The 23,991-nt window shown below is 41.3% G+C and carries 23 protein-coding genes; 7 read left to right on the top strand and 16 right to left on the bottom strand.

Features of this window, described 5'->3' with window-relative positions; translation table 11 throughout:
• Positions 1–64: 64 nt before the first annotated feature.
• Positions 65–235: a preprotein translocase subunit SecE gene (gene secE / locus CO692_RS14360; RefSeq protein WP_005229766.1), complete on the bottom strand. Its 171-nt coding sequence runs from the start codon at positions 233–235 to the stop codon at positions 65–67.
• A 12-nt stretch (positions 236–247) separates the two neighbouring features.
• Complete coding sequence (rpmG, locus tag CO692_RS14355) at positions 248–400, bottom strand: 50S ribosomal protein L33 (RefSeq protein ID WP_005229764.1); 153 nt, start codon at positions 398–400, stop codon at positions 248–250.
• A 155-nt stretch (positions 401–555) separates the two neighbouring features.
• Here rpmG and cbpA point away from each other — a divergent pair, with 155 nt between their 5' ends.
• Positions 556–1,194 carry a cyclic di-AMP binding protein CbpA gene (gene cbpA, locus CO692_RS14350; RefSeq protein WP_077452493.1) on the top strand — a complete coding sequence of 213 codons (639 nt, stop codon included), beginning with the start codon at positions 556–558 and terminating at the stop codon, positions 1,192–1,194.
• Positions 1,195–1,276: 82 nt separating this feature from the next.
• On the opposite strand, the gene CO692_RS14345 is transcribed toward cbpA, so the two are convergent.
• Positions 1,277–1,786, bottom strand: coding sequence for a QueT transporter family protein (locus tag CO692_RS14345; protein WP_077452494.1), 510 nt, complete (start codon positions 1,784–1,786; stop codon positions 1,277–1,279).
• Positions 1,787–2,414: 628 nt separating this feature from the next.
• Positions 2,415–3,113: an Ig domain-containing protein gene (locus tag CO692_RS18155; protein WP_096742528.1), complete on the bottom strand. Its 699-nt coding sequence runs from the start codon at positions 3,111–3,113 to the stop codon at positions 2,415–2,417.
• A 340-nt stretch (positions 3,114–3,453) separates the two neighbouring features.
• Here CO692_RS18155 and CO692_RS14335 point away from each other — a divergent pair, with 340 nt between their 5' ends.
• Positions 3,454–3,981, top strand: coding sequence for an FUSC family protein (locus tag CO692_RS14335; protein ID WP_096742527.1), 528 nt, complete (start codon positions 3,454–3,456; stop codon positions 3,979–3,981).
• 59 nt (positions 3,982–4,040) lie between these two features.
• On the opposite strand, the gene bsh is transcribed toward CO692_RS14335, so the two are convergent.
• Positions 4,041–5,015 carry a choloylglycine hydrolase gene (bsh, locus tag CO692_RS14330; RefSeq protein WP_096742526.1) on the bottom strand — a complete coding sequence of 325 codons (975 nt, stop codon included), beginning with the start codon at positions 5,013–5,015 and terminating at the stop codon, positions 4,041–4,043.
• Between the two features lie 653 nt (positions 5,016–5,668).
• Here bsh and CO692_RS14325 point away from each other — a divergent pair.
• Positions 5,669–6,640 carry a diacylglycerol/lipid kinase family protein gene (locus tag CO692_RS14325; RefSeq protein ID WP_077452497.1) on the top strand — a complete coding sequence of 324 codons (972 nt, stop codon included), beginning with the start codon at positions 5,669–5,671 and terminating at the stop codon, positions 6,638–6,640.
• Between the two features lie 54 nt (positions 6,641–6,694).
• Here CO692_RS14325 and CO692_RS14320 read toward each other — a convergent pair whose 3' ends face one another.
• Genes CO692_RS14320 through CO692_RS14310 form a run of 3 tightly spaced genes read right to left on the bottom strand, consistent with a single transcriptional unit; the run spans position 6,695 to position 9,945 of the window.
• Entirely contained in the window at positions 6,695–7,867 is a 1,173-nt protein-coding gene (locus CO692_RS14320) for an ABC transporter permease (RefSeq protein WP_096742525.1), read from the bottom strand.
• Complete coding sequence (locus CO692_RS14315; protein ID WP_096742524.1) at positions 7,854–8,999, bottom strand: ABC transporter permease; 1,146 nt, start codon at positions 8,997–8,999, stop codon at positions 7,854–7,856. The genes CO692_RS14320 and CO692_RS14315 overlap by 14 nt, the downstream gene beginning before the upstream one ends.
• A gap of 13 nt (positions 9,000–9,012) precedes the next feature.
• On the bottom strand, positions 9,013–9,945 hold the full coding sequence (locus CO692_RS14310) for an ABC transporter ATP-binding protein (RefSeq protein ID WP_096742523.1): 933 nt from the start codon (positions 9,943–9,945) through the stop codon (positions 9,013–9,015).
• An 86-nt stretch (positions 9,946–10,031) separates the two neighbouring features.
• Between CO692_RS14310 and CO692_RS14305 the strand changes: the two genes are divergently transcribed.
• Together CO692_RS14305 and CO692_RS14300 are read left to right on the top strand one after the other, a co-directional pair.
• On the top strand, positions 10,032–11,141 hold the full coding sequence (locus CO692_RS14305; protein ID WP_396000860.1) for a sensor histidine kinase: 1,110 nt from the start codon (positions 10,032–10,034) through the stop codon (positions 11,139–11,141).
• Positions 11,138–11,761: a response regulator transcription factor gene (locus CO692_RS14300; protein ID WP_086292689.1), complete on the top strand. Its 624-nt coding sequence runs from the start codon at positions 11,138–11,140 to the stop codon at positions 11,759–11,761. Before CO692_RS14305 ends, CO692_RS14300 begins: the two co-directional genes overlap by 4 nt.
• Before the next feature lie 104 nt (positions 11,762–11,865).
• Here the strand turns inward: CO692_RS14300 and CO692_RS14295 are convergent, their stop codons facing one another.
• From CO692_RS14295 to CO692_RS14275, 5 genes are all read right to left on the bottom strand, one after another.
• On the bottom strand, positions 11,866–12,093 hold the full coding sequence (locus tag CO692_RS14295; protein ID WP_081118454.1) for a cold-shock protein: 228 nt from the start codon (positions 12,091–12,093) through the stop codon (positions 11,866–11,868).
• Between the two features lie 101 nt (positions 12,094–12,194).
• Entirely contained in the window at positions 12,195–14,849 is a 2,655-nt protein-coding gene (locus CO692_RS14290; RefSeq protein WP_096742521.1) for an ATP-dependent RecD-like DNA helicase, read from the bottom strand.
• Positions 14,850–14,869: 20 nt separating this feature from the next.
• The gene (locus CO692_RS14285) at positions 14,870–15,523 is read right to left on the bottom strand and encodes a histidine phosphatase family protein (RefSeq protein WP_086292693.1); all 654 of its coding nucleotides are present in this window, start codon (positions 15,521–15,523) and stop codon (positions 14,870–14,872) included.
• Between the two features lie 17 nt (positions 15,524–15,540).
• The gene (gene trmL / locus CO692_RS14280) at positions 15,541–16,044 is read right to left on the bottom strand and encodes a tRNA (uridine(34)/cytosine(34)/5-carboxymethylaminomethyluridine(34)-2'-O)-methyltransferase TrmL (protein WP_077452506.1); all 504 of its coding nucleotides are present in this window, start codon (positions 16,042–16,044) and stop codon (positions 15,541–15,543) included.
• Positions 16,045–16,396: 352 nt separating this feature from the next.
• Complete coding sequence (locus tag CO692_RS14275; protein WP_077452507.1) at positions 16,397–17,239, bottom strand: methyltransferase domain-containing protein; 843 nt, start codon at positions 17,237–17,239, stop codon at positions 16,397–16,399.
• 102 nt (positions 17,240–17,341) lie between these two features.
• Between CO692_RS14275 and CO692_RS14270 the strand changes: the two genes are divergently transcribed.
• Positions 17,342–17,992 carry a copper homeostasis protein CutC gene (locus CO692_RS14270; RefSeq protein ID WP_086292695.1) on the top strand — a complete coding sequence of 217 codons (651 nt, stop codon included), beginning with the start codon at positions 17,342–17,344 and terminating at the stop codon, positions 17,990–17,992.
• Between the two features lie 65 nt (positions 17,993–18,057).
• Here the strand turns inward: CO692_RS14270 and CO692_RS14265 are convergent, their stop codons facing one another.
• Both CO692_RS14265 and CO692_RS14260 read right to left on the bottom strand, forming a co-directional pair.
• Positions 18,058–19,839: an ABC transporter ATP-binding protein gene (locus CO692_RS14265; protein WP_077452509.1), complete on the bottom strand. Its 1,782-nt coding sequence runs from the start codon at positions 19,837–19,839 to the stop codon at positions 18,058–18,060.
• Positions 19,826–21,577, bottom strand: coding sequence for an ABC transporter ATP-binding protein (locus tag CO692_RS14260; protein WP_077452510.1), 1,752 nt, complete (start codon positions 21,575–21,577; stop codon positions 19,826–19,828). Before CO692_RS14260 ends, CO692_RS14265 begins: the two co-directional genes overlap by 14 nt.
• A 144-nt stretch (positions 21,578–21,721) precedes the next feature.
• On the opposite strand from CO692_RS14260, the gene CO692_RS14255 reads away from it, so the two are divergent.
• A complete protein-coding gene (locus CO692_RS14255) occupies positions 21,722–22,558 on the top strand; it encodes an AraC family transcriptional regulator (RefSeq protein ID WP_081118450.1) in 837 nt (278 codons plus the stop codon).
• A 59-nt stretch (positions 22,559–22,617) separates the two neighbouring features.
• On the opposite strand, the gene mgtE is transcribed toward CO692_RS14255, so the two are convergent.
• Positions 22,618–23,982 carry a magnesium transporter gene (gene mgtE / locus CO692_RS14250; protein WP_081118449.1) on the bottom strand — a complete coding sequence of 455 codons (1,365 nt, stop codon included), beginning with the start codon at positions 23,980–23,982 and terminating at the stop codon, positions 22,618–22,620.
• Positions 23,983–23,991: the final 9 nt, after the last annotated feature.

The raw sequence follows: 23,991 nt of genomic DNA, 5'->3' as shown, positions 1-23,991 counted from the left end.
GTTTTTCCTCAAAGCGATTATAGCATGATTTGCGATAAATGACTAGCGCTATCAGTAAGAAGTCTTACTTTAGGATCCAATTGAAGACTGTTTGAATCAGTGTGTCCATCACAAAGAACATCAATGCAAAAATAATGGTTGTTTGAATCACCACAAAGGTATCTTTGCGTAATTGTTTTTTTGATGGCCAAGAAACGTTTTTCATTTCTTCAACAACATTTTTCAAAAATTTCATTCGATTCCCTCCTTACTTCGTTTCACGATGCAAAGTATATTGATTGCAATACTTGCAAAATTTGTTGATTTCAAGGCGTTCGCCTTTTTTACCTTCACTGACTGATTTTGAATAGTTGCGGGATCCGCAGACAGAACAAGCCAAAGCAGCTTTTTTCGTTGCCATCTTAGTGTCCTCCCCCTTTTTATAAAGTTTTCCAACACTAAAAATACCATTTAATTAAGATTGTGTCAATTTTTGATTTTCTGTCGTATAAATATAGTTTCTGCTGATTTTGTGGTATGATAATGGTGTTAAATGGGTATTTGGGAGGGAATATTATGTTATTAAAAACAATGGTTTACAAAAAACGCGATTTAACAACGGTAAAGGAAACAGCTACCTTAGAAGAAGCGCTGGCAATTTTAGAAGAGTCTGGTTATCGTTGTGTGCCTATCCTAGATGAATCAGGAAAGATTTTTAGAGGAAATATTTATAAAATGCACATCTATCGCCATAAAGCAAACGGCGGTGACATGACTTTACCCGTCACCTATCTGCTAAAAAATGCGACGAAGTTCATCTATGTCAACTCTTCATTTTTTAAGGTTTTCTTTACGATCAAAGAATTGCCTTATATTGCGGTATTAGATGAAAACAATCAATTTTACGGCATCTTGACCCACAGCTCCTTATTGAATATGTTGTCACAATCATGGAGCGTTGAGCAAGGAAGCTATGTGTTGACGATCGCATCAACAGGTCAACAAGGCGACTTAGCGGTTATCTCAAAAATAATCGCAAAATACAGCAGTATTGCCAGCTGTATCACACTGGATATCGGCAAAGACGAATTTATTCGTCGTACGATGATCACTTTACCAGCAAACACATCAAAAGAATTATGCGACAAGATCGTTACGCAGCTAGAAGCAAAGAACTTCAAAGTTGTAGAAATCGAAGACTTAAAAGCAGAATAAAACAAAAGATCATTCCTTCATTTCTTAGGAATGATCTTTTTCTTGTTTTTTGAGAACCATCAAAGCAAAAAACAAGTTTTCTTTAAACGCGTTTATCAAAACGAACAGCACGATTGATAATATACATCACAGGTGCCGTAATCGTCATCACGATAAATTCACTTAATGCTGTTGTTGCAAATGTTGGCCAGAAAGGCAATGCTAAGGTGATATTTAGCATAATCGCAATCAGGAACATGCTTAATGAAAAAACAATGGTGTTAAATGCCAGTCTTAAGAAAACATTTGGAATCTTCTTCTGTACCAGCGCAGTCGCTCCTAAAGCCAAAAAGCTTCCGACCCCACCGAATACGACATCCAAGATCCCCATTCCAAAGAACAAGTTATACACAACAACCCCGCCGACGACACCCCACATCAATTTTCTGTTGAAAACGACTAAGTGATTCAATCCTTCAGATATCCTGAATTGAATCGCTCCTGAGGCAACTGGTGCGACTAGAACCGTTACAGCTATATAAAGTGCCATGATGATCCCATTCGCTGCGACGACTCGCAAACGTTGATTCGTTAGATTTGTTGATTTTTCCATATGATCCCTACTTTCTCCGAGTTTTGATTACGCGGGATGGTTGATGAACCGCGGTGCGCTTCGCACAAGTACTTATTATACACATTAATAGCCATATATCAATGTTAAACTGGCCATTTAATCATCAAATCATCTCGAATTCACCTGACAAAAATTTATGCAGATGAAATTGCCCCCTCTATTCCTTCATTCGTTGATTCAAAGAAACACTTCGCAGCTTTCATTTTCTAGCCCTATTCGACGATCAATGAGTCATCCATCGTCAGATTTCCTAATGGCTGGTGATTCAATCTTTACCCTTGAAAGAGATGGCAAAAATATTATTTTTACGCCTACCGACGAAATAAACGATGAAGATGGTGGCTTTATGTTGGAACCTCGCTAAATGAAGACGCATCTCGTGATGGAAGGTTAAATGGTGAATTACTATAAGATCCGCCTGATCTACGCACAGTAATCATCTTGAATACGTAAAACATCCCTTTCCATTAATGGAAAGGGATGTTTAGAATGAATCGGACGATTCAGTTACTTTTTGAACAAAAATAGCTTTCTTCTCGTTGCCTCGTTAATTTTTTAGCAAAGCAATTTCTCATAGATGTTTACTCAGCGAATGCCTGCCACGCCTCTATTTAGCAGGCCGATAACCAGCTTTGTACGCTTCCACTTCAGTCTTGAACATACGAATCGGACTTGTCGTTTTTTTATAGTATTGACTACCCGGTATGTGGTAAATCTTTTGCTTGGACCCTTTGATCAACCCTTTGCCTTGTTTGTCTACGTACTTTTTTAATCCATCTCGAAATGCATCATTCGTCGTTCCAGGTGCTTTCCCACCTTTTTTCACCAGTTTGACCTGGATTGCTTCCAGTTGAAAGCCAAAGCCGGACGTTCCTGAAGACTGCCCGTTTTTCGCCCATCCCATCCAGCCAAATTGTTGTGTATTGACTCGATAATAGACATCATAATACTTAGCGATCTCACCGGTGAGTTTGATTTGGATCGCCTCCAGCCGTTGCCCTTTTCCACTTATACCAGACAGAGTCCCATTTTTTCTATACGATTTTTCCCATCCTTGTTTCTGAATAAAGGTTTTATATTCAATATTCCCTTTGTATTTTTCATTAGTAATTTTTATCTTGATTGCTTCAAGTCGCTTTGCTTTCCCTATGGTCCCTGACGTCTGACCATTTGTTTTCCATGATTGCCACCCTTGAGACTGGACATTTGTTTGATAGCTCACACTTGGTGAAGATGCAGCAAAAACTGTCATCGGAAAAACAACGAAGCCAAGCAATAGCACCAATAGTATAGAAACTTTTTTCATTTTAACCCCTCCTTATTTTTGATTATGCCAATAATATTGTTAAAAAACAATCTATTTATAAGCAATAAATAATTTTTCATCATTTCAACTCACTTAGAAAATGAACTGCTGGGTAAAGCGTAAAATCAACACTTCTAGAGGGCGTTCCAATTATTGTATTACTTCAAACTCGAAGTTGAAAAATGCTTAGCATCAAACTAGCTATTCAACTACTGATAGAAGGTGCATCTTGACTTACGAAGAAAAATCAGTGTTCGTTTTTCTGAGAATCGAAACGAATGACCGCCTGCAATGTGGTATAATCTAATTCGTTGAAATTTATTTTGGAAGGATGTCATGATTGAACTTATTTGGATTGACCTTTGGCTTAAGAAATCTAAAAACGGGAATCAGTGTATTCCTCTGTATTTTGATCAGTTTTCTTTTGAATCGAGAAACCTACGTCGTATCGACGATCACAGCTGTTTTCACATTAAGAGAAGATCATGAAAACACCGTCAAATACGGGAAACATCGGATTGCCGGTAATAGCTTTGGCGCAATCGCTTCTGTATTTTGTATTGCGATATTTAACTTTTTCGGACATTCGTCCTTTATACAAATGATTGCGATCCCTTTAGTGATCATGTTGATGATCGCTTTACTGGTCAAATTTGATTATTCCGAGGGAACAGTTGGTGCTTGTGCCACACTATTGACGATTTTATTTATGATTCCTCAAACTGAATCTTACTTGTATGCTTTTAATCGGATTGTTGATAGTTTTATCGGCATGACGATTGCGATATTGGTGAATCGCTTTTTTCCATTTCCGAATAAAAGTACCGCAGGGACGAAGACGACAACAAATGAGAGTGACTCATTTTAAAAATGGAAAAGAAAAAAACCATCTCAAAACAGCTTTGAGATGGTTTTTTTAAGAATGGATCAGTTACTGAAAAGAACTTGTTGGTCTTCAATTAATGGATAAGAAATCGGTGCATTACCTTCCAAATCTTCTTTATTCATATCAACTGCAACGATTTGACTATTTTCATACGTACGATAGTAATAGATTCCTTTATCTGTATTGCAGCAAGAAGTATAAATCGTGTACTCATAGCGCTCATTGCCTATGTCACAAAGTCCTTTTTGTTGCTCAACCGAACCTAAAATATGGAAGAACTGACTAATGCTTTCGGATTCAGATTCTCCAGAAACGGAATTCAATCGGGTAAAAGCTACTTTGACAAAGCGAGACATCGAAGAAAGATCTCCTGGCAGCCCTAAGCCTCCCATTCCACGACTATATTCATCAAAATCCAGCTTGTCAGAAAAATGAGTTTCCGGAGTTTTCGATGATAACACACGGTAGTTATTCAAATTGAACAATTGATAGTCAAATGGCGGATTATTTGTCAAAACTCCCACCGGATTTTCATGAATATGAAGGCCGTCACTCATACTTTCCACAACGATGGCACTTTTTTTATCAGCAATCATCCAATGCAAAGGCGATAAAGGCAATTCCTCACTAAAATTGATCCGAACGAGATTGACATTGGCTAATAACCCTTTTACCTCTTCGACAGTAGCGCATTGCCCTAAGAGCCATGGGATGAACTCAAAAGGCGTAACATTCTCTTTTCCTTCTTGAAACTCATTATAGAAAGCATTTTCTGGAAAATTCAAACCAGCGATACCTAAGCCTTTTTCGTTGACCGCATCATAATACAGTGGGTATTCAGCGACTCCAGCAGCAATCCCAATCATTGCGTAATGATGATCTATTTCACTTACTTTGCGAAATTTGAATGGATAATTTCTCGGAGTAATGGTCACTACTTCTTTATAAGAAACATCATAATCAAAATTTCTGCCAAAATAATGATCTTTCGTTACATAAGTTAACGCAGTACACATAATACTTCCTCCTAAAATAATTTTTTTACACTACTAATTTACTCCTATCGCTTTTTTTTAACAAGGAAAAAGCAATAAATAATAATAAAATTACAATTAAATGATTTAAAATCATTTTAATATACTGTATATAAGGCAATTTCAATCTAGTATTCTTTAGTTAGCCTACCTTCTCGCAAATTCACTTTGATTACAAATCCTTTAGAAGAGCCGTTCAAAAGCGGCGATGATCATAATCTCCACCCTTTTTCCTTTACCTTTCATTAAACTATTTAAATTTCTCTAAAAGGCAACGACAAAACAATGTAAGCGATTGCTCAATATAAAAAATGTGCTATACTATAAGTGTAAGGAGCAAGGATTCCCAGTAAAGCAGACGAAGCAGGTTCTGCAAGAAAAGAATTGTTGTCAACTTAGAATAAAAGACAAAGGATGTGGGAATTTGAGTTACTCCTTACTAATTGAATAGGATTCGGCGATGGGCATCGTTACCTGAGGATCAAAGTGGACATAAGAACCTTTGAAAACCCAGAAAGCACAATCGTCGAATCTATTTTTTTGCTCTTTTTTCAGGCATCGTCTCCCCGCCTTCTTTCGAAACATGCTATAATTAAACGCATTGAACGAAAAAACGATATGGAGCTATTCATAAAATGAACTATTATTATCACTTCCTCGTAAACCCTGCCTCAGGCAGTGGAAGGGGGAAAAAAGCGGCGGAGCGTGTGCAAAAAATCGTAAACAAGCATCGTTTCCCCCATCAACTCTATTTAACAAAATCGCCCGGCGACGAACGAAACATCACCCGAAAACTCTTAAAAGAACGCCTTTTGCCTTGGGACGATGTTTATTTAGAAAATGGCGAAATGCTATATCCATTGCTGGTCGTTATCGGGGGAGATGGAACGCTGCACCAAGTAGTATCAGAGTTACAACTTGAACAACAACAAATCCCCGTTGCTTACATCCCCGCTGGCTCAGGAAACGATTTTGCGCGAAGTATCGAGTTGCCGCGGGAACCGGAAAAAGCATTTTGGAAAATTGCGGGTACTACTAAGCCCCAAGAATTGGCCATTATCCACTATGATGAGCAGATCCAGGAGGAAAGCGGCATTGCGCTTAACAATGTCGGTATTGGCCTTGATGCGGCAATCGTCTATACCACCAATCACTCTGTGGCAAAAAGTAGTCTGAATAAGTTTAACCTCGGCTCCTTTTCCTATATCGCTGCAATTATTCGGGTTTTGTTTCGCCAAAAAGGCTTCCCGATCTTAGTTGAGTGTAATGGGCAACAATTCAGTTATAAGAAAGCTTTTCTATGCACTACGACCAACCATCCTTACTTTGGCGGCGGTGTTGCGATCGCCCCAACCGCTTCGGTCAAAGAGAAAAAGTTTGATTTTGTTCTTGTCGAGCGTGTATCGATTTTTAAGATTTTCTGGCTGATCGGTTTACTGATGCGAAAGAAACACATGAATTCACGTTACTTTCACCATCTTTCCACGTCGAAGCTGAGAATTATCTCTACCGTGCCCCAACATGGACAAGAAGACGGTGAGGAAATGGGCCAACGTCCCTTTGATATTACTTTTACAACAGCTAGTCAATTATTTTGGTGCCCATAAAGAAAACGATACAAATCGCTGCTGATTTATATCGTTTTTCTATACGTTAGATTATTAATTTTTCGCCGAGTTGTATTGCCAACGACGGCTTTTTTCTCTTCCCAAAATAAATTGGATCATTGAAAATACTGCTGCAAATGTTACCAAGACAAAGCCATTGAACCAGAAGGATTCATTGAACCTTTGATTATACGTGAGGGTCTCACTGATCAAGGTATTGTTTTGAACAAACCAATAGGTTGGCGTGAATGCCGCGATTTTATTGACGATATCCGGCAGAAAGTTCGCGGACACAAAGACCCCACCGATAAAACAGCTTCCGGTTATAAAGATATTGCTGATACCGCCGATCGTTTCTGAATTTTTCACAAGAGAGGTGACACAAGCCGAGAAGCTGATGACAGGTAGTAAAAACAAAAACGTGTTCAAAATGTGGTACCAAGCTGCTGTATCCCAGGATGTGCGAATCACTAGTAACACCATCAGTAATAAAAAGCCGAAGGTTAAAAGCAGCGAGTAACTGATTAAGCTTAACAGGATTTTCCGCTGTAGCATCCGCTTTGGAAGAGGCGCACTCTGGTTTCGCTTGCTGATTTCTTGGCGGTTAAAGGTCAGATTGATCACACCAAACCCGCTAAATATTGATAGAAAGAGGCCATATGACAATAAGTTAAAGGTCATGCCTGTTAACATTTTTTTCATTCGTTGACTATATTCTGTACTGAGCTCAACTTGCCCTGTGACGGCTAGCGCTGTTTGTGTTTCTTCTATCGCCTCACTGACTGTTTTGCCTTCTTCTTGAAAAAGTAAAAGCGTCTGTAAGAACGTGTTCACTTGCTGGGTGACAATGGTTTTAGAAAAAGCATCTGGCCGGCTTTGAATCTCGATCGTTGGCATCTGGCCAGCCTCCACTTGTTTGGAGAAATCAGCTGGCAAATGCAAGACAATGTTTACACGATTAAAATAAAGGGCATCGTCAATTTCTTTTTGTGAGGTCCCCTCTAAAGCAACCAAGGTTTGCTTTTCCTTCAAGTACTCCCGAAGACCATCAACGACTGGCGACTCCTCCTCACTGATCAAAGCAATGTTGGCTTCTTGTAAAGAGGTGTTTTCGACGTCGATGCTTTGCGCATAAAAGAACGTGACACCAACTGTGATCAATACTCCAATTAGTAAGTTCGACTTATTTGCCTTCAGCAAAGTCCAAATCGTTTTATAAAGCGTCATAGCGCACCCCTCTTTCGATCCAAGCATTTCCAATTGACAAAAGGACAATAAAGCCAGTCAACCAGAAAAGATTGGTATAAAAGCTACTCAAATCTGTATAGTAATACAATTGATAAAGACTTTCACTGATCAAATTGACGGGATTTACTTGCCCCAGTATCGGCACATGTAGATCAAGCCAATACTTGATTTGTTCCGAGCCCATCATCCCAGCAAAAAAGCTCATTGCCATTGTAACGGAGACCAAAATGCCATCTTTTTGCACCAAAATCATTTTTGGCGTCAGATTTCCAATCAATGTCCCTAGCAAAATCGCACACAATGATCCTAATGCGGCAACCAGCAGTAACCATTGCCAACGATCACCAAATTCTACTTGATAGACAAAACGAAACACCGCTAAAATAATGTAGACTTCTACTAACACAATCGTAAAACTCGCCGCCAAATTCGCACTTGAAACCAATATCCGTTTTCTTGGTATCAAGGAAAGCCGAATACCATTCGCGGATTGATTGGCTTGCTGATCCTGGACATTACGGACACCCCACATCGTCCCATAGAGGATCGCCATCCCGATCAAGGTAAAGAAATAAAAACTTTTGACACTCATGTCACGATCTGCATTCACTTCTTGAAAAGTCGCCTCCTGTTCAAATGCGGCCATAATAGGTGCAAGATCAAGCGTTTCAAGTTCTGCTGCTTTACTAGAAATGATCGCTGTACGTTGTAAAAATTGATCCATTACATTTTTCATCAACGTCTGACTCATGCCCGCTTGGCCCACATGCAGAGAAATGGTTTTGTCGTCAATCAGGAAATATCCAGCTAATTCACCGGCAGTCAGCTTTTCAACTGCCTCTGTTTCTTGTAATTCCTCGAGTGCAAATAATGGTTTTTCATTGATTTCCACTTGTTCAAGGACGGTGGAAAAATTTTCCGTAAGCGCTGTTTGGTCCCCGGTTTTTACGATCCCCGTCGTGATTGTCTCTAAATTTCCCGCTTGATCGATCTCCCCAAAGGCCGCCATAAACATTAGGCCTAAGAGAATGGGAAACGCCAACGTCCAAAACAGCATCGATTTATTTCGCAACAACACCTTTGTGCGGTATTTGTAAAAATGCCAAAACATGGTTTCCCCCTCCTCAGTCTCTCAATTCCTTGCCCGTGATCTCTAAAAAGACATCATTTAAGGTCGCTTCTTTGGTTGCAATTTTTCCGTAACTGATTTTCTCTGCTTGTAAGAGTGTCAAAATGGGTAACAAGACCGCATTGAGTTCCGTTGTTGTTACTTGGAGCTGTCCGTCTTTGTAAACGATTCCGTTAGCAGTAGTGGTGTTCTGAATCGCTACCAACACGTGGTCAGGCAATAAGGGGATGTCGATGGTCAAACGATCTGCCGTGCGTACCATGTCTTTCAGAGATTCCTTAGTCCCTTTGGCAATCACCTGTCCCTGATCCATAATCGCGATCTGGTCACAAAGAATTTCCACTTCTTCCATGTAATGGGTCGTGTAAACGATCGTTGCTCCTTGGCGATTTAGCTCTTTGATGCTTTCCAAAATTTTATTACGACTTTGGGGATCGACAGCTACTGTTGGTTCATCTAAAAAAATCAAACGTGGTTTATGTGCGATCCCGCAGGCGATATTCAACCGCCGTTTCAAGCCACCGCTCAGCTCTCCTGGATGAAAGGTCACGAAATTTTCCAAACCCACTAATTGAATCACTTCTTCGATCAATCCTTGCCGTTTCTCTTTGTCAGCAACATATAACCCGCAAAAATAATCGATATTTTCTTGCACACTAAGTTCTTCAAAGACGGCAACATCTTGAGGAACGACCCCGATCATTGCTTTAACGGCATAGTTTTCCGGCGTCATGATTGATCCAAACAGTTTGATGGTGCCTTTGTCATAGTTTAACAAAGAGAGCATACAGTTGATGGCGGTCGATTTTCCGCTGCCGTTTGGTCCCAATAATCCTAAAACCTCTCCTTCTTGTACTTGCAGATCAAAATGATTCAATGCCACAAAATCACCATAGCGTTTAACTAATTTATCAATTTCGATAATCACGATGAAAAACTCCTTCCAAATTTCTTGTTAATCTGACTATAATAAACTTCAAGGAAAGAAACTAGTGACGATTGGCTAAACTAAGCATGACATTTGTCACAATGAAGGAGTTTATCATGTCTAAATCTCGACTACTCAGCGAAGCTGGCTTTCTACTCGCAGTCTCATTACTTTTATTGGTAAATCAAGGTTTTGTTGCTGTGCAGGTCATCTATCTACTGATCGCCGTTATATTTACTGGCGTTAGTTATTTACTGCCTAGAATAGCAAACTGGTTTTTTCAAGTTATTCTGTTGCTTCTATGTACGTTTTGGCCAGAGCTTGCCCTCTTTCTGCCTGCATTGATGCGGGTGATCGCTCCGGAAGATAGTAAAGATGATGTTCTATTTTTATTAGGATTTTTATTGATCGCAACGGTTGTCCATCATTCTCTCACGGAGCTCGCTTTTGTCATCCTTTTGTTGCTCTTTGCTTTTTACTTACGCAAAAAAGATCAGCGAATGTCTGATCTTGAGAAAAAGTACATCGCTTCAAAAGATACCCATTGGGAAAAGCAGCAACAGTTATCGCAGCAAAACAAAGCGCTAGCCCTATCACAAGAAACAAAGTTAGCCTTGCAAATTGCCGAAGAACGAAATCGAATTGCTCGCGATATCCATGACAATGTCGGCCATCTACTGTCGAGTGCCATTTTACAGATTGGCGCGCTTGAAATGATCAATCAAGAGCCAAAACTAAATGACCCCCTAGCAAATTTAAGTGCTACCGTTCATACAGGGATGGATCGCATTCGACAAAGTGTTCACGATCTCCACGAGACATCAATTTCTTTCCAGCAATCCTTAGAGTTTCTAATTGCTGATTTTCCATCACCTGTCACGATTGAAGGAAACCTATTTGAAGGGTTGAATGAAGCACAGCAAAACTGTTTCCTAATGGTCATCAAAGAAGCCTTAACCAACAGTATCAAACATAGTCACGCGAAAACCCTCGTGTTGCATTTTCGAACGCTGCCTGCATTTTTTCGCTTGCAAATCACGAATGATGGCGTCCGCACACCTCAAAATCCAGACACTGGAATCGGTCTGAAAACGATGCGTCAACGGGTCCAAGAACAACAAGGACAAGTTCATATTTTACAAGAAAACCAACGCTTTCAACTGACGATCATTTTACCAAAGGAGGAACACCAATGATTACTGTAGTTATTATTGACGATGATCCGTTTGTGACCACATCTTTGCAAACCATTTTAGAAAACACAGAAGAGATTCGTGTATTAGGAATCGGCCATTGTGCCAAAGACGCACTGGAATTATATGAAACCTATCATCCTGACGTTTTGCTGACGGACATCCGCATGCCGGAACAAACGGGGATCGATGCTGCCAAAGAAATATTGGCTAAATTTCCCCAAGCGATCCTTTTGCTATTGACTACCTTCAAAGATGAAGAATACATTCGCGAAGCCTTTTCCATCGGTGTGAAAGGTTATTTGATCAAGCAGAATTTACAAGCGATCATCCCTTCTGTCAAAGCCGCTTATAATGGCCAAGTTGTCTTCGGGAATGAAATCGTTGAGACCTTCACGCAGCTAATGAAGAACGAACCATCAATTAACAATCAAGCTTCTTTTAGCGAACGTGAATTTGCGATCATCAAAGAAGTAGCCGCTGGAAAAAACAATAAAGAAATTGCCGATGCTTTGTACTTGAGTGATGGTACTGTCCGTAATTACATCAGTCAATTACTGGAAAAACTGGAATTGCGGGATCGCACGCAATTAGCAATCTATTTTTATCAGCATTTACAGTAAGTCTCATCGATTGCAAAAAAAAGCCTGAAGAATGCGAAGCTGCATTCTTCAGGTTTTTTGTTTTCTACTCGATTATACTACTGTCGTAGTTTTTAGTGGACAAGCTATGGATTTCCGGGACTGCCGGGATTCGTTGGATTGTTCGGTGTGTTAGGCGGGAAAATCGGCGCCTTTTCTAACGTTTTTTCTAACCCTGATTCATCCCGCTCGCCTCGTTCTGCATCGGGACTTTCATCTAGTTTAAATTCTTTTTCCATCTCATCTAGTTTCTTAAAGTCGTTGCCAGATTCTTTTGCTAATTTTGCTAATTTATCTTCGGTTTCTTTCGCCATAACGTAACGCCTCCTTTTAATTTTAGCTTAGCATAAGAAGCTAAAAAACCAAAAGAAAGCGCTCACTAAGGTACCTTTTTTAGTATTTTCTCATCTTTCAATCAGCCATTTTTTGCGGGCATAAAGTCGTATGGAGAACAGTCCTTCATGCCAATCATTGGATCCACTAAATGCTTTTTGACCATCGTTAAGGTCAATACACCATCGTTCGACGTTTCTTCGATGAGTGCTTCTTCCCCCATAGTCCCTTCACTTAGGTCTTTTCCCCCTGACAAAGGCTTTGCCGTTTCTGTCTGATTTGATGCCGACGGCTCAGTCTCAGCAAAAGCAAACAAATTAAGCCCACTATCAGAGGTCTTTTCTGCAACTTGCTGGTTCGCAGCAGCTTCCGCACTGGATTGGTCCTGTAACTTCGTCGATGACGTTTTTACTTTCCTGTTTTCAGAGGAATCATCATAAAACGGATCATCCGCTTCTTCAAATTGGGCCAATTTTGCTCGTTGCAGCGGCGTCATTTTTTCCGTACCATTGATACGTTCTTTTAATGTCGTTAAGCGAGTAGCAGATTCGTGGCTGACACAAGTTTGGTAGGCTTGCGGTTCACCAAGTAAAATCAGCATTTCTTTGCTGCGGGTCACAGCAGTATAAAGCAGATTGCGTTGCAGCATACGTTGGTATTGATGAACCATCGGCAAAATAACCATTTGAAATTCACTACCTTGAGATTTATGGATCGAACAACAGTAAGATAATGTGATCTTATTCCATTCATTCCGCTTATAGGTCACTTCGTTGGCATCAAACTGAATGACCAGTTCGTCAACCTTGTCTTCCGACTGTTTGGCTAGAGTGATCCCAACGATTTGGCCCATATCGCCATTAAACACGTTATCTTCTGGTGAGTTTACCAACTGCAAAACCTTATCACCGATACGATACACCGTATCATTGAAGGTCACCTCTTTTTTTGTCCCATCATTGGGGTTAAAAATCTCTTGCATCATTTTATTCAGAGCATTGATCCCGGCTGCCCCACGATACATCGGTGCCAACACTTGAATATCTTGCGGCGTGTAGCCTTTGTCTTTTGCCCGTTTCACGATCTGAGCGATCAACGGTTCGATTTTGTAAGCATCACACGCAAAGAAGGAGCGATCTTTTTGGTTTTGTGTAAAATCAGCAGGCAGCTGTCCGTTTTTGATGGCATGAGCCAGTGGAATGATGCTTGATCCATCTCCTTGACGATAGATTTCCGTCAATTCTTGTTTCGGGATCGCATCGATCGCTAGCAAGTCATGAAGGACTTGTCCTGGTCCCACAGAAGGAAGCTGATCTTTATCCCCCACAAAAATCACTTGCATGTTTGTAGGGATTGACTTAAAGAGCGTATTCGCCAACCATGTATCGACCATAGACATCTCATCGACGATCAATAAGCCGCCTTCTAATTCTTTCGGGCTAATCGATGGCGCTTTTTCACGTCCGTTCAAGCCTAACAAACGATGGATCGTCCCGCTTGGCAAACCTGTCGTTTCATTCATCCGTTTGGCGGCTCGACCAGTCGGTGCTGCCAAGAGAATCGGAAAGGTTTCTTCACTGTATTTTGATGGCTCTAAGTCCAGATCGTTCAACTCAGCAAACAATTGTACGATCCCATTGATCACCGTCGTTTTCCCGGTACCCGGACCACCTGTCAAAATAAACAATGGCGAACGAATGGCTTCTTTGATTGCTTCTTCTTGCGAAGACCCATAGGTGATACCTAAATGCTTCTCAATTTTTCGCAGCGTTTTGCTGATTGTTTTCTCAGGATACACGATCTCTTTTTTGCGGGAAAGCAAGCGTTCGATGGAACTAGCGATTCCCCATTCAGAAAAGTACAGACTGTTTTCGTACAAACGAGTTTCTTCTTGCTGGATTTTTCCTTCTTCCACTAATTGAATGATCGTTGATGCCAGGTCGTCTGGCGCAATCTCAATAGGACGACTCGTTTCTAATAAACGCAGTGTCTGCTCTAACAAGTCTTGGGCATGGATAAAGGTATTGCCTGTCTGCAAGGATTGCGCAAAGATCTGATGCAAGACCGCCGCTCGAAACCGTTGCGGCGACGAAGCTTCGATCCCTAGCTGCTCAGCGATGCCATCTGCGCGTTTAAAGCCAATGCCTTCAATGTCTTCCACCAACTGGTAAGGATTTTCTTCGATAATTGCTAATGCTTCATTTTTGTAGGCTTGATAGATTGCAAAAGAAAGCTGACTACCAAAACCATAGCGGCTCAAGCCAACGATCACTTGATCCATCCCATGATTTTGCCGTACAGTATCTAAAATCATTTTTTGCTTACTTTCATTCAATCCTGGAATCTGCTCCAACAATGTTGGTTCTTCCAGCATCCGGTCGATCGCTTCTTCTCCTAAAAGGTCAACGATTTTTTCAGCGGTCTTCTTGCCGATCCCTGGAAATTTTTCTCCAGAAAGATAGGCGATCAACCCTTGTTCAGAGGTCGGTTGTTCTTGTTGGTAGCTTTCGGCCTTCAACTGGACGCCATACTTGGGATGATTGACCAGCTCACCAAAAAACCGATACTTTTCCTCTTCTTGGATTTCGCCGAAACTACCAGTAACGACGATCTCCGAGTCTTTGTAGTCGGCATTATTCTCAGTGACTTTAACTAATAGTACTTTATAAAAATTGCTGGGATTCTGGAAAAAGATGGCGGCAACATGGCCGACAAAAAACGTTCTTTCTGGAATCATGGTGCCGCTCCTTTCATGGTTTACAACAAAGCGTCTAATCCTGCTTGATTGCTTAAAAAGCTTGCTTCATTCCAAAGTTTTAGTTCAAAAGGCAATACTTTTTGTTCATTCGTCTCTAATAAGCTAACGCTGTTATTGACTAATCCACCTTGCTCTCTTAATTCGGCTAATGGTTTGCCTGCAAGCCACTGGATAGCAGCCGTAAAGGATGCCCCATGACCGACGAACAATAATGGGCCTTCATGCTGCATCACCGCATCCATGACGACGGTCTCGATCCGGCTCAATGTTTCTTGGATCGGCTCACCTTTAAAGGCACTTGGATCGTAACGATCCAAGTGATTACGCAGATCAGTCAGTTGTTGGGGATACTTCTCATGCATTTCATCGATGGACTGACCTTCCAATTCACCGAGTCCGATTTCTCGCAGATTCTCATTATAAATGATTTCAACTGGGTGTTGGAGTCTTGCTTGGATCTCTTGGGCAGTCACTTTTGCTCGCAAAGATGTACTTGAGTAAATCTTCTCAAAAGGAATAGCTGCCAGATAATCACCGAGTAATTTGATTTCGTCATAACTTTCTGGCAATAACGGCGAATCCCCCAGCATTCCTTGAAAGCGGCGTGCTTGGTTCCACTCTGTTTTTCCGTGACGGGTAAAGTATAATTGCATCGAAAAAGCCTCGCTTCTTAGTCTAATTTGTCGTTCTCATAATGATGCGTCAATTCCAATTCTGGGAAGCCTTGCTGTCGCAAAACTTCATAAATGATCAAAGCAGCCGTATTTGATAGGTTAAGGGAACGAACATGCTCATCATTCATTGGGATCCGCAAACATTTTTCGGCATGCTCACGCATAAAACTTTCTGGAAGCCCCGTCGTTTCTTTCCCGAAAATGAAGAACTGATCATCATCTGCGGTGTAATCGACGTCAGAATACACGCGATTGGCAAATTTCGAAATCAGATACAACGGACGCTCCCCTAAAAAGTCCATAAAAGCAGCTAAATCTTTATGATAGGTAATATTGACATCATGCCAATAATCAAGCCCAGCTCGTTTTAATTGCTTGTCATCCGTTGAAAAGCCTAAAGGCTCGATTAAGTGTAAATGAGTATTTGTTGCTGCGCACGTCCGTGCAATATTTCCCGTATTGGCCGGGATCTGAGGTTCAAAAAGAACGATGTGATTCATAGATAAAAACTCCTTTCGCTCGGATACTACCGATCGGTTCTCGCTTTCCTTTGTGTCTCTGTATCTTGCGTTTTACAATTGATTCTCAATAGCTTCTTCAATAACTTCTATAGTACCATATTTTGGCACGCTTGTTTTTTAGAAACGACCTTTTTTGTGTAGAATTTTGGGCATAAAAAAAACGTACCAACTCGGTGTCGATCACTGCGAGTCGTTACGTTAGTGAAGCTCTTTTCACTAACTTTTATCAGAACAGGAACCTGATAAAAACCAATGAAAAATGACTTGAGAACAATATATCACTCCCATGGCATGATTGCAAGAGTAAATAACAAAAAAGTTCAAAATATTTTCAGGAAATTTTCGCAATCAACACCTCAACATCAACAGTGATCTGTCTCAAAGGAGCTTGCCGGAGCTTTTCTTTGCGTTCCTCCGAAGCCCCCCACTCTAACGGGGACATGGCAAGTAAATCTTGGCGATTTTCTTCAGGGATCGTAAAAACATGTGTCACTCTTTGACGGGAAGCGTCAGGGTAATGTTCAAGAAATTTAGTGACGACCCGTTCATTTGAGTATTGCTGTTTCGCTTCATCATTCGGATAAAAAGCAGCCCGCAATTCTTTTAAATAATCCGCCGCAGGGACGACTTTGATCAACTGTCCACCCTTTTTCAAAATACGATTGAACTCCCCATAATTTGACGGCGAAAATAGATTGAAAATCGTATCAAAGCTCGCTTCAGCAAACGGCAAGTTGGTCAGATCCGCCACACACCAAAAAGCCGGTACGTTTTGATTGGTTGCTAGATAAACTCCGTCTTTGGCGATATCAAAGCCGACAGCCGCCTGGGTCTTTTCATTGACCAGCTGAGCCAGAAAACTGCCTTCGCCGCAGCCGACATCTAAAAGATGCTTAGCATCCCCCAAAACTGCTTTGATGCATTCAATGACTGGTGCATACATGCCGCTAGCGATCATACGTTGACGCGGCAGAAACAGTGCTTGATCATAATCTGCTTTGACTTGATGATCCAAAAAGAAAAGTGTGCCTTTCTTTGATAAGTCAAATCGATGACGATTTGGACAAACCAAGCCATTTTCGGTCGGGAAAAATGCTTGGCGGCACAATGGACATTCAAATAAGTGATAATGGGCGTTTAAAAAAAGGCGCCCGCGATCGATTTTTTTTAACATTCAACTTCCCTCATCTCTGCTCTACTTTAGCATATTCTTGTGGTAGAATGCTAGTGGATAGAATAACAAATCAACTGAACAACCATCTATTGGAGGTAAATCATGTTAAAAGAATTTTGTGCAGAAAATTATACCAATATTCCCTTAGCAATCGCCCGAGGGGCAAAGCGGATTGAACTCTGTGATAATTTAGCGGTCGGCGGAACAACGCCAAGTACTGGTGTGCAAGAAGAAGTTTTGCAATATGCTGGTGAAAAAGGAATTCCCGTTATGACGATCATCCGACCTCGAGGCGGTGATTTTGTTTACAATGACACTGAGTTGAAAATCATGCACACTGACTTGATCGAAGCAAAAAAGCTAGGAACAGACGGCGTTGTTCTAGGTTGCTTAACTCCTAGCGGCTGGTTAGACGAAGAAGCATTGGAGCTATTGTTAGAAACCGCAGAAGGCTTGCAGGTTACTTTTCACATGGCCTTCGACGCGATTCCTGTAGCGCGCCAATTTAAAGCGATCGATTGGTTAGCTGAGCATGGCGTACAGCGGATTTTGACCCATGGTGGTGCTGCAGGGACTCCGATTGAAGACAACTTCGATCATCTGAAAGAATTGATCGCCTATGCTGGTGAGCGTTTAACGATTTTACCTGGCGGTGGCATTTCCTTTGAAAATGCCCAACATGTTGCTGATACATTAAGTGTAAAAGAAGTTCATGGGACCAGAATCGTCGACCTTAATGATTTCTTTGCGTGACACAAAAGAATCACGCAAAGAAATCCCCACAAACGATGAGAACGCATCGTTTGTGGGGATTCTTTTTATATGGCTTGCAGTAAGTCGTATTGTGATTGATACAAATGATGGTACAAGCCTTTTTGTGCCATTAGCTGATCATGGTTACCAGATTCAGCAATCGTGCCCCCTGCCACGTAAAAGATTCGATCAGAATTTTTGATTGTGGACAGCCGGTGAGCGATGATGAATGAAGTTCTGCCTTCTAACAGCTTCAACAGTCCTTCTTGCAGCAATTCTTCTGTCTTAGTATCAATACTAGAAGTAGCCTCATCTAAGATCAAGATTTTTGGATCAGCCAACAACGCTCGGGCAAAGGAAATCAGTTGCCGTTGCCCCGCAGATAAAGTACTTCCTCGTTCTTCGACGACGGTTTGATAGCCGTCTTTCAACTCCGTGATAAAGTCGTGAGCACGGACGATCTTCGCTGCTTCAATGATCTCTTCTTCTGTCGCGTCTAATTTTCCATAGCGAATATTTTCTATGATCGTTCCTGAGAAAATAAAGGTATCTTGCAGCATGACCCCCATCTGTGAGCGCAGGGATTCCAGCGTCACGTCACGAACGTCCATCCCATCTACTTTAACACTGCCTTCATTGACATCATAAAAGCGGCTCAGCAAATTGATGATCGTGGTCTTCCCTGCACCAGTAGGGCCAACCAAGGCAATGCTTTCCCCGGGTTCGATGTGGAAATTGACATCAGAAAGAATGTTTTTGCCTTCTTCGTATCGGAAGGTCACGTGTTCAAAATCAACGGTCCCTTTCATTGTCGGCAATACTTTTGCATCTGGTTTGTCTTCGATATCTGGGACTTCATCCATCGTTTCAAAAATCCGTTCAAGATAGGCTGTTGCTGTAATCAAAGAATTATAAAAATTCCCGATATTGATGACTGGATTCCAGAAATTATTGATATAACTGATAAAAGCGATCAGAGTACCTGTGCTGACATCGACACCGATTTGGCGAATGCCGACAAAATAAATCAAACAAGTTGTAATGACTGAAATGTTTTGCACCCCAGGCCACATGAGAAACTGAATTTTGACAGCTTTCATCCAGGAAGTCCGATAATCATTGCTGACTTCTTGGAAAATCTCTGCATTTTCTTCTTCCCGTGCGAAGGATTGGGTGATCTTGATGCCGGCAATACTTTCATGAATGTAGGCATTTAAATTGGACTGTTTATTACTCAACACCTGATAAGCTTTGCGCTGGTTATTTTTGATTACCATCACCATGATGAACAAGATTGGCAGCAACGCAAGGGAATACAGGGTCAATTTGAAGTCGATCGCAAACATAAAAATCAAGGTGATGATGACGTTGAAAACATCGGAAATCAAATTGATTAGTCCATTACTCAACAGGTCACTCAGTGTATTGATGTAGTTTACGATGCGGATCAAGATCTTGCCATGGGGCCTTGTATCGAAATAAGAAAACGGCAGCCGCTGCAGATGTTCAAAAATATCAAAGCGCATATCCTTCAATACGTCTTGCCCAATATTCGTGATATGGTAAATACGATAACGCATGCAGACACCGATAACGATCAAGGTCACTAGAAAGGCAGCTCCTAAAAGCAGCAATTGATTGACATTTTTCTCAGGAATCGATGAGTCGATGGCGATCTTCGTGAAAACAGGCGCCAGCATTCCTGCTAAGTTTGCCAGGATGATCGTAAATAGTACTTTCCCAATACTTTTTTTATAGGGAACTACGTATTGTGACAAACGCTTGAAATCCTTCCAGCTAAATTCCTGGTCTAATTCCTCATCCACATCAAATTTATTTCTCGCCATCGTCTTCACCTCCTGACAAGCCTAATTGTTTTTGATACACTTCATAGTACTTCCCTCGCAGTTTGACGAGTTCTTCGTGGGTGCCTTGTTCAACAACCCGACCTTTTTCCATCATCAAAATCTGATCGGCTTCTCGAACAGAGGAGATCCGATGGGCAATGATAAACGTCGTTTTCTCTCCTGTTAATTTTGTCAGCTCTTGTTGGATCTTCGATTCTGTCTCCATATCGACGGCAGACGTCGTGTCATCCAAAATCAAGATCGATGGATCTTTGGCTAAGGCCCGCGCAAGGGAGATCCGTTGTTTTTGTCCGCCAGAAAGTCCGACGCCTCGTTCACCGACAATCGTCTCGTAGCCTTGAGGCATTCGAGAAATAAAGGTATCTGCATCGGCGACTACGGCCATTTGGCGAATAAAGCCTTCATCTGCTAAAGGATTTCCAAAAGCAATATTGTCAGAGATAGTATTAGAAAACAAGAAGACATCTTGCATCACCATCGAAATATTTTCACGCATTTGACGTACAGGATACTCTTTGGCATTTTTTCCATCAATCAATACTTCCCCTTCAGTCGGATCATAAAAACGTCCAACTAAATTTACTAACGTCGTTTTTCCAGAGCCGGTTTCGCCTAAGATCCCTAACGTTTGTCCCGGCCCAATCTTGAAGTTGATGTTCTCCAGTACATTTTGCTCTGGATCATCTGAAAAATGGAAAGAGACATCTTTAAATTCCACAAATCCTTTGATCGGTTCTAATTTTTCTTGTTGGTGAACCGGTATTTTCGATTCTTGTGCCAGCATTTGTCGAATTTTGATACAGGCCGCAGAAAATCGCTGAACATCGTTGATCAACCAGCCACTCATACGCATGGGGTTGTTCAACATCCATAGATAACCATTAAACGCAACAAGATCTCCTAAGGTCATGTCCCCATTGATTACGAAAATTCCGCCTAAAACTAAGGCAATGACTGACAAACTTCCTGCTAAGCCATCAAGCCAGGGCAGATAGGTACGGGAAACTTTGGCAGATGCCATGTTGCGGGTCTTAAAATCTTCGTTGTAGGAGCGAAATTTTTCGATCTCAAAATTTTCACGAGCGAAGGCTTTTACGACCCGATTGCCGCCAATATTTTCTTCTACCATTGAGTTCAAGCGAGAAAAGCTCTCACGAATGTCAAAAAACAATGGGTGTGCCTTTTTAGACATGCGGTTGGTCAACAGAAAAATGATCGGTGTGACAGCCACCAGTGCCAGCATCAATTTCCAATCAATAAAGCTCATCACCACCACCGCTGAAAAGAACCATAAGATACATTCAGCGATATTATAGGTCACCCAAGAAACAAAGTGGCGAATGGCATCGGTATCCCCTGTCATTCGTGCCATAATATCTCCCACACGAGTGTGATTGAAAAAGTCGAAATCCAATTCTTGCAGTTTCTGATACAAATCTTCCCGTAAATCGTATAGCGTATTTTGTCCGACCCGTTCAAATAAAATCTGATAACTATAGCGGACAATGGTGCGAATGACGGTCGTCGCAATCATGATCAACAGTAATGGAATCAATAAGTGCGTTTTTTGCTGATTGATGACATCGTCGATCACCATTCCTCCCAAGTACGGATTAACAATGATCAGCGCTGCATTGATCACTAAAAATAGGATCGCCAATATGATTTTTCCGCGGTTCTTTTTGGCATAGCGCCAGATCCATTGTGTATTACTCATCTAATTCCCCCTCTCGTTGTTAAGCTTAGCGTTTTGAAAAGCGATTTAAATGGTTTTTCTTACTCATTTTGATGTAAAATATTAGTAAGAAGCACCATTCCTTTTTTTTACAGGAAATGGGCACCCAATTGGAGTGAATCAGCCATGAATTTAGTTAACCCTCGGACCTTCAATCCCGAAATCATCTATCTCTTTGATCCATGGACGCAATCAGAAAGTCATGGAGAAATGCACCATCATGACTTTTTAGAAATCAGTGTCTTGTTAGAAGGAGAAAGTATGTATTATTTTGAAAAAGAACCAGCGAAAAAAATTCGGGCTGGCAGTGTCATGCTTTTCAATCCTGGCGTCGATCACTGTGAATTGCAGCCTAAGGGCACTCGCTCTCATCAGCTGCATATTGGTTTGAAAAATATTTCTTTGGAAGGGTTTAAACGAAATTTTTTCCCTAACAAACATCCCTTGTTGGAGCTAGGCAAATACCATCACCAAGTTTTGGAAAAAGCATGGCAGTTGGTGAGAGAAAGCAGTGAAGAGCGGGATGAGTTTCAATTGATGCAAAAAGCTGTTTTGATGGAGATGCTCGTCTACATTTTACGTGGACTAAATGAAGACCACATCAATGTCGTTCCTTACCTTTCCAAAAGCCAACGAAGACAACAACAGATCGTCAACTATACCGTCTATTATTTGGAAAATCATTACAAAGAAGAAATCACGTTAGAGAAGCTCGCACAAGATCAATTTCTTAGCCCGACGTACCTTTCAAAGATTTTTAAAGAGGCGACAGGGGTCAGCCCCATTAACTATTTGATCGAAATTCGCTTAAAACGTGCCAAAGATATGTTGAAAAATGACAACCTCACGATCAAGGAAGTTGCCTCAGCCGTTGGCTATCAAGATGCTTATCATTTTAGCAAGTCTTTTAAAAAACTTTATGGTGTCTCCCCTTCTGGGGTGTTGCCAAAACCCAAAAATTAAAAAGCAAGCCAATGATTCTTCACTGGAAGAAAAATCATCGGCTTGCTTTTATTTTGTGTTCATTGAATAAAATAGTTCATAAAAAGACTGGCAATGTTGAAGTAGATCAAGACACTGGTCAAATCGCTGAGGGTCGTAATAAACGGACCGCTCGCCACTGCCGGATCAAACCCAAGTTTGTCCATTAACATCGGAATCAAGCTTCCTGCTAAGTTGGCTACTGTGATAGCACACATCATTGCCATCCCAATGACAAAACCTAAAATTGGATTTTGTTTCCAGACGGCAACGATAGCAAAAATCGTTAATCCGGTAATAGCTCCTGTGAAAAGTCCTGTCAGCACTTCACCGACCACTGTCTTCATAAAACTATTTTCTTTGTCATCATTGATCGCTAAGCGACGGACGGCCACCGCTAAAGATTGGGTACCGGCATTGCCGGCGGTTCCGGTAATCAGTGAGATAAAGACAGCGAGAATACTCGCTTCACTGACTAATTCTTCATAATGGCTGATTAAACTGGCGGTGGCCATTCCGAGAAAGAGTAAGGTGATGAGCCAAGGCAATCGTCTCGAAGACGCCTTGATCGGGTTCTCACTGACTTCTTCCACATTGACCCCTGCCAAACCAGAGTAATCACTGGCTGCTTCATCATCGATAACGTCGATAATATCATCGACGGTCACGATCCCTAATAGATGATCGTCATAATCGGTAACAGGTAGCGCGAGAAAGTCATAATCCCGGAAGGTCTGAGCGACATCTTCTTGGTCATCTCCAACATGGACGGACATGACCCGCTCGTTTAAAATATCAGCGATCATGGTATCTTCATCATTGATGATCAAATCTCTTAGAGAAATAACCCCAACAAGTTTGTTATCAGTATCCACAACATAAATATAATAAATCGTCTCAGCGACATCGGCGGCATTTTTCAGGACATACATTGCTGAACGAACCGTTTGGTTGGCCACAATGGAAACAAACTCGGTTGTCATCAATGATCCAGCTGTTTCATCTTCATAATGCAATAGTTCTTTGATCTCGCTAGCGGCTTCAGCCGTCATCAGACTCAAATATTTCGCCGTTTGTTTCTTGTCCAATGTATTCAGTAGATCGACAGCGTTATCGGTATACATCTCTGCTAACATCGTTGCAGCATATGCCGGACGCATTTCTGAAAGATAGTCCACCATGTTTTCGTCGTCTTCTTCAATGACGTCAAACATGTCTGCTAATTCTTTCGGCGATAGATACGTATAGACGATTTGTCGAGCGTCTGCTTCTAGAGATTGGTAGAATTGCCCCTGCTCGTAGATATGCAGATCCAAGAATGCCTCACGAAATCCCTGGATATCATTGTCTTTTAATGCTTGATTCAGTTGATCAAACCGTTCGGTTAATTCTTGATTTTCATCCAATCTCTTCAC

The sequence above is a fragment of the Enterococcus sp. FDAARGOS_375 genome, assembly GCF_002393265.1.
Lineage (GTDB): Bacteria > Bacillota > Bacilli > Lactobacillales > Enterococcaceae > Enterococcus_D > Enterococcus_D innesii.
This window is presented reverse-complemented; position numbering and strand designations above follow the sequence as displayed.

Excerpts from the sequence above, each read along its gene's own strand:
- secE (WP_005229766.1), bottom strand. The coding sequence starts at position 235 with ATGAAATTTTTGAAAAATGTTGTTGAAGAAATGAAAAACGTTTCTTGG.
- rpmG (WP_005229764.1), bottom strand. The coding sequence starts at position 400 with ATGGCAACGAAAAAAGCTGCTTTGGCTTGTTCTGTCTGCGGATCCCGC.
- cbpA (WP_077452493.1), top strand. The coding sequence starts at position 556 with ATGTTATTAAAAACAATGGTTTACAAAAAACGCGATTTAACAACGGTA.
- CO692_RS14345 (WP_077452494.1), bottom strand. The coding sequence starts at position 1,786 with ATGGAAAAATCAACAAATCTAACGAATCAACGTTTGCGAGTCGTCGCA.
- CO692_RS18155 (WP_096742528.1), bottom strand. The coding sequence starts at position 3,113 with ATGAAAAAAGTTTCTATACTATTGGTGCTATTGCTTGGCTTCGTTGTT.
- bsh (WP_096742526.1), bottom strand. The coding sequence starts at position 5,015 with ATGTGTACTGCGTTAACTTATGTAACGAAAGATCATTATTTTGGCAGA.
- CO692_RS14325 (WP_077452497.1), top strand. The coding sequence starts at position 5,669 with ATGAACTATTATTATCACTTCCTCGTAAACCCTGCCTCAGGCAGTGGA.
- CO692_RS14320 (WP_096742525.1), bottom strand. The coding sequence starts at position 7,867 with ATGACGCTTTATAAAACGATTTGGACTTTGCTGAAGGCAAATAAGTCG.
- CO692_RS14315 (WP_096742524.1), bottom strand. The coding sequence starts at position 8,999 with ATGTTTTGGCATTTTTACAAATACCGCACAAAGGTGTTGTTGCGAAAT.
- CO692_RS14305 (WP_396000860.1), top strand. The coding sequence starts at position 10,032 with ATGACATTTGTCACAATGAAGGAGTTTATCATGTCTAAATCTCGACTA.
- CO692_RS14300 (WP_086292689.1), top strand. The coding sequence starts at position 11,138 with ATGATTACTGTAGTTATTATTGACGATGATCCGTTTGTGACCACATCT.
- CO692_RS14295 (WP_081118454.1), bottom strand. The coding sequence starts at position 12,093 with ATGGCGAAAGAAACCGAAGATAAATTAGCAAAATTAGCAAAAGAATCT.
- CO692_RS14290 (WP_096742521.1), bottom strand. The coding sequence starts at position 14,849 with ATGATTCCAGAAAGAACGTTTTTTGTCGGCCATGTTGCCGCCATCTTT.
- CO692_RS14285 (WP_086292693.1), bottom strand. The coding sequence starts at position 15,523 with ATGCAATTATACTTTACCCGTCACGGAAAAACAGAGTGGAACCAAGCA.
- trmL (WP_077452506.1), bottom strand. The coding sequence starts at position 16,044 with ATGAATCACATCGTTCTTTTTGAACCTCAGATCCCGGCCAATACGGGA.
- CO692_RS14275 (WP_077452507.1), bottom strand. The coding sequence starts at position 17,239 with ATGTTAAAAAAAATCGATCGCGGGCGCCTTTTTTTAAACGCCCATTAT.
- CO692_RS14270 (WP_086292695.1), top strand. The coding sequence starts at position 17,342 with ATGTTAAAAGAATTTTGTGCAGAAAATTATACCAATATTCCCTTAGCA.
- CO692_RS14265 (WP_077452509.1), bottom strand. The coding sequence starts at position 19,839 with ATGGCGAGAAATAAATTTGATGTGGATGAGGAATTAGACCAGGAATTT.
- CO692_RS14260 (WP_077452510.1), bottom strand. The coding sequence starts at position 21,577 with ATGAGTAATACACAATGGATCTGGCGCTATGCCAAAAAGAACCGCGGA.
- CO692_RS14255 (WP_081118450.1), top strand. The coding sequence starts at position 21,722 with ATGAATTTAGTTAACCCTCGGACCTTCAATCCCGAAATCATCTATCTC.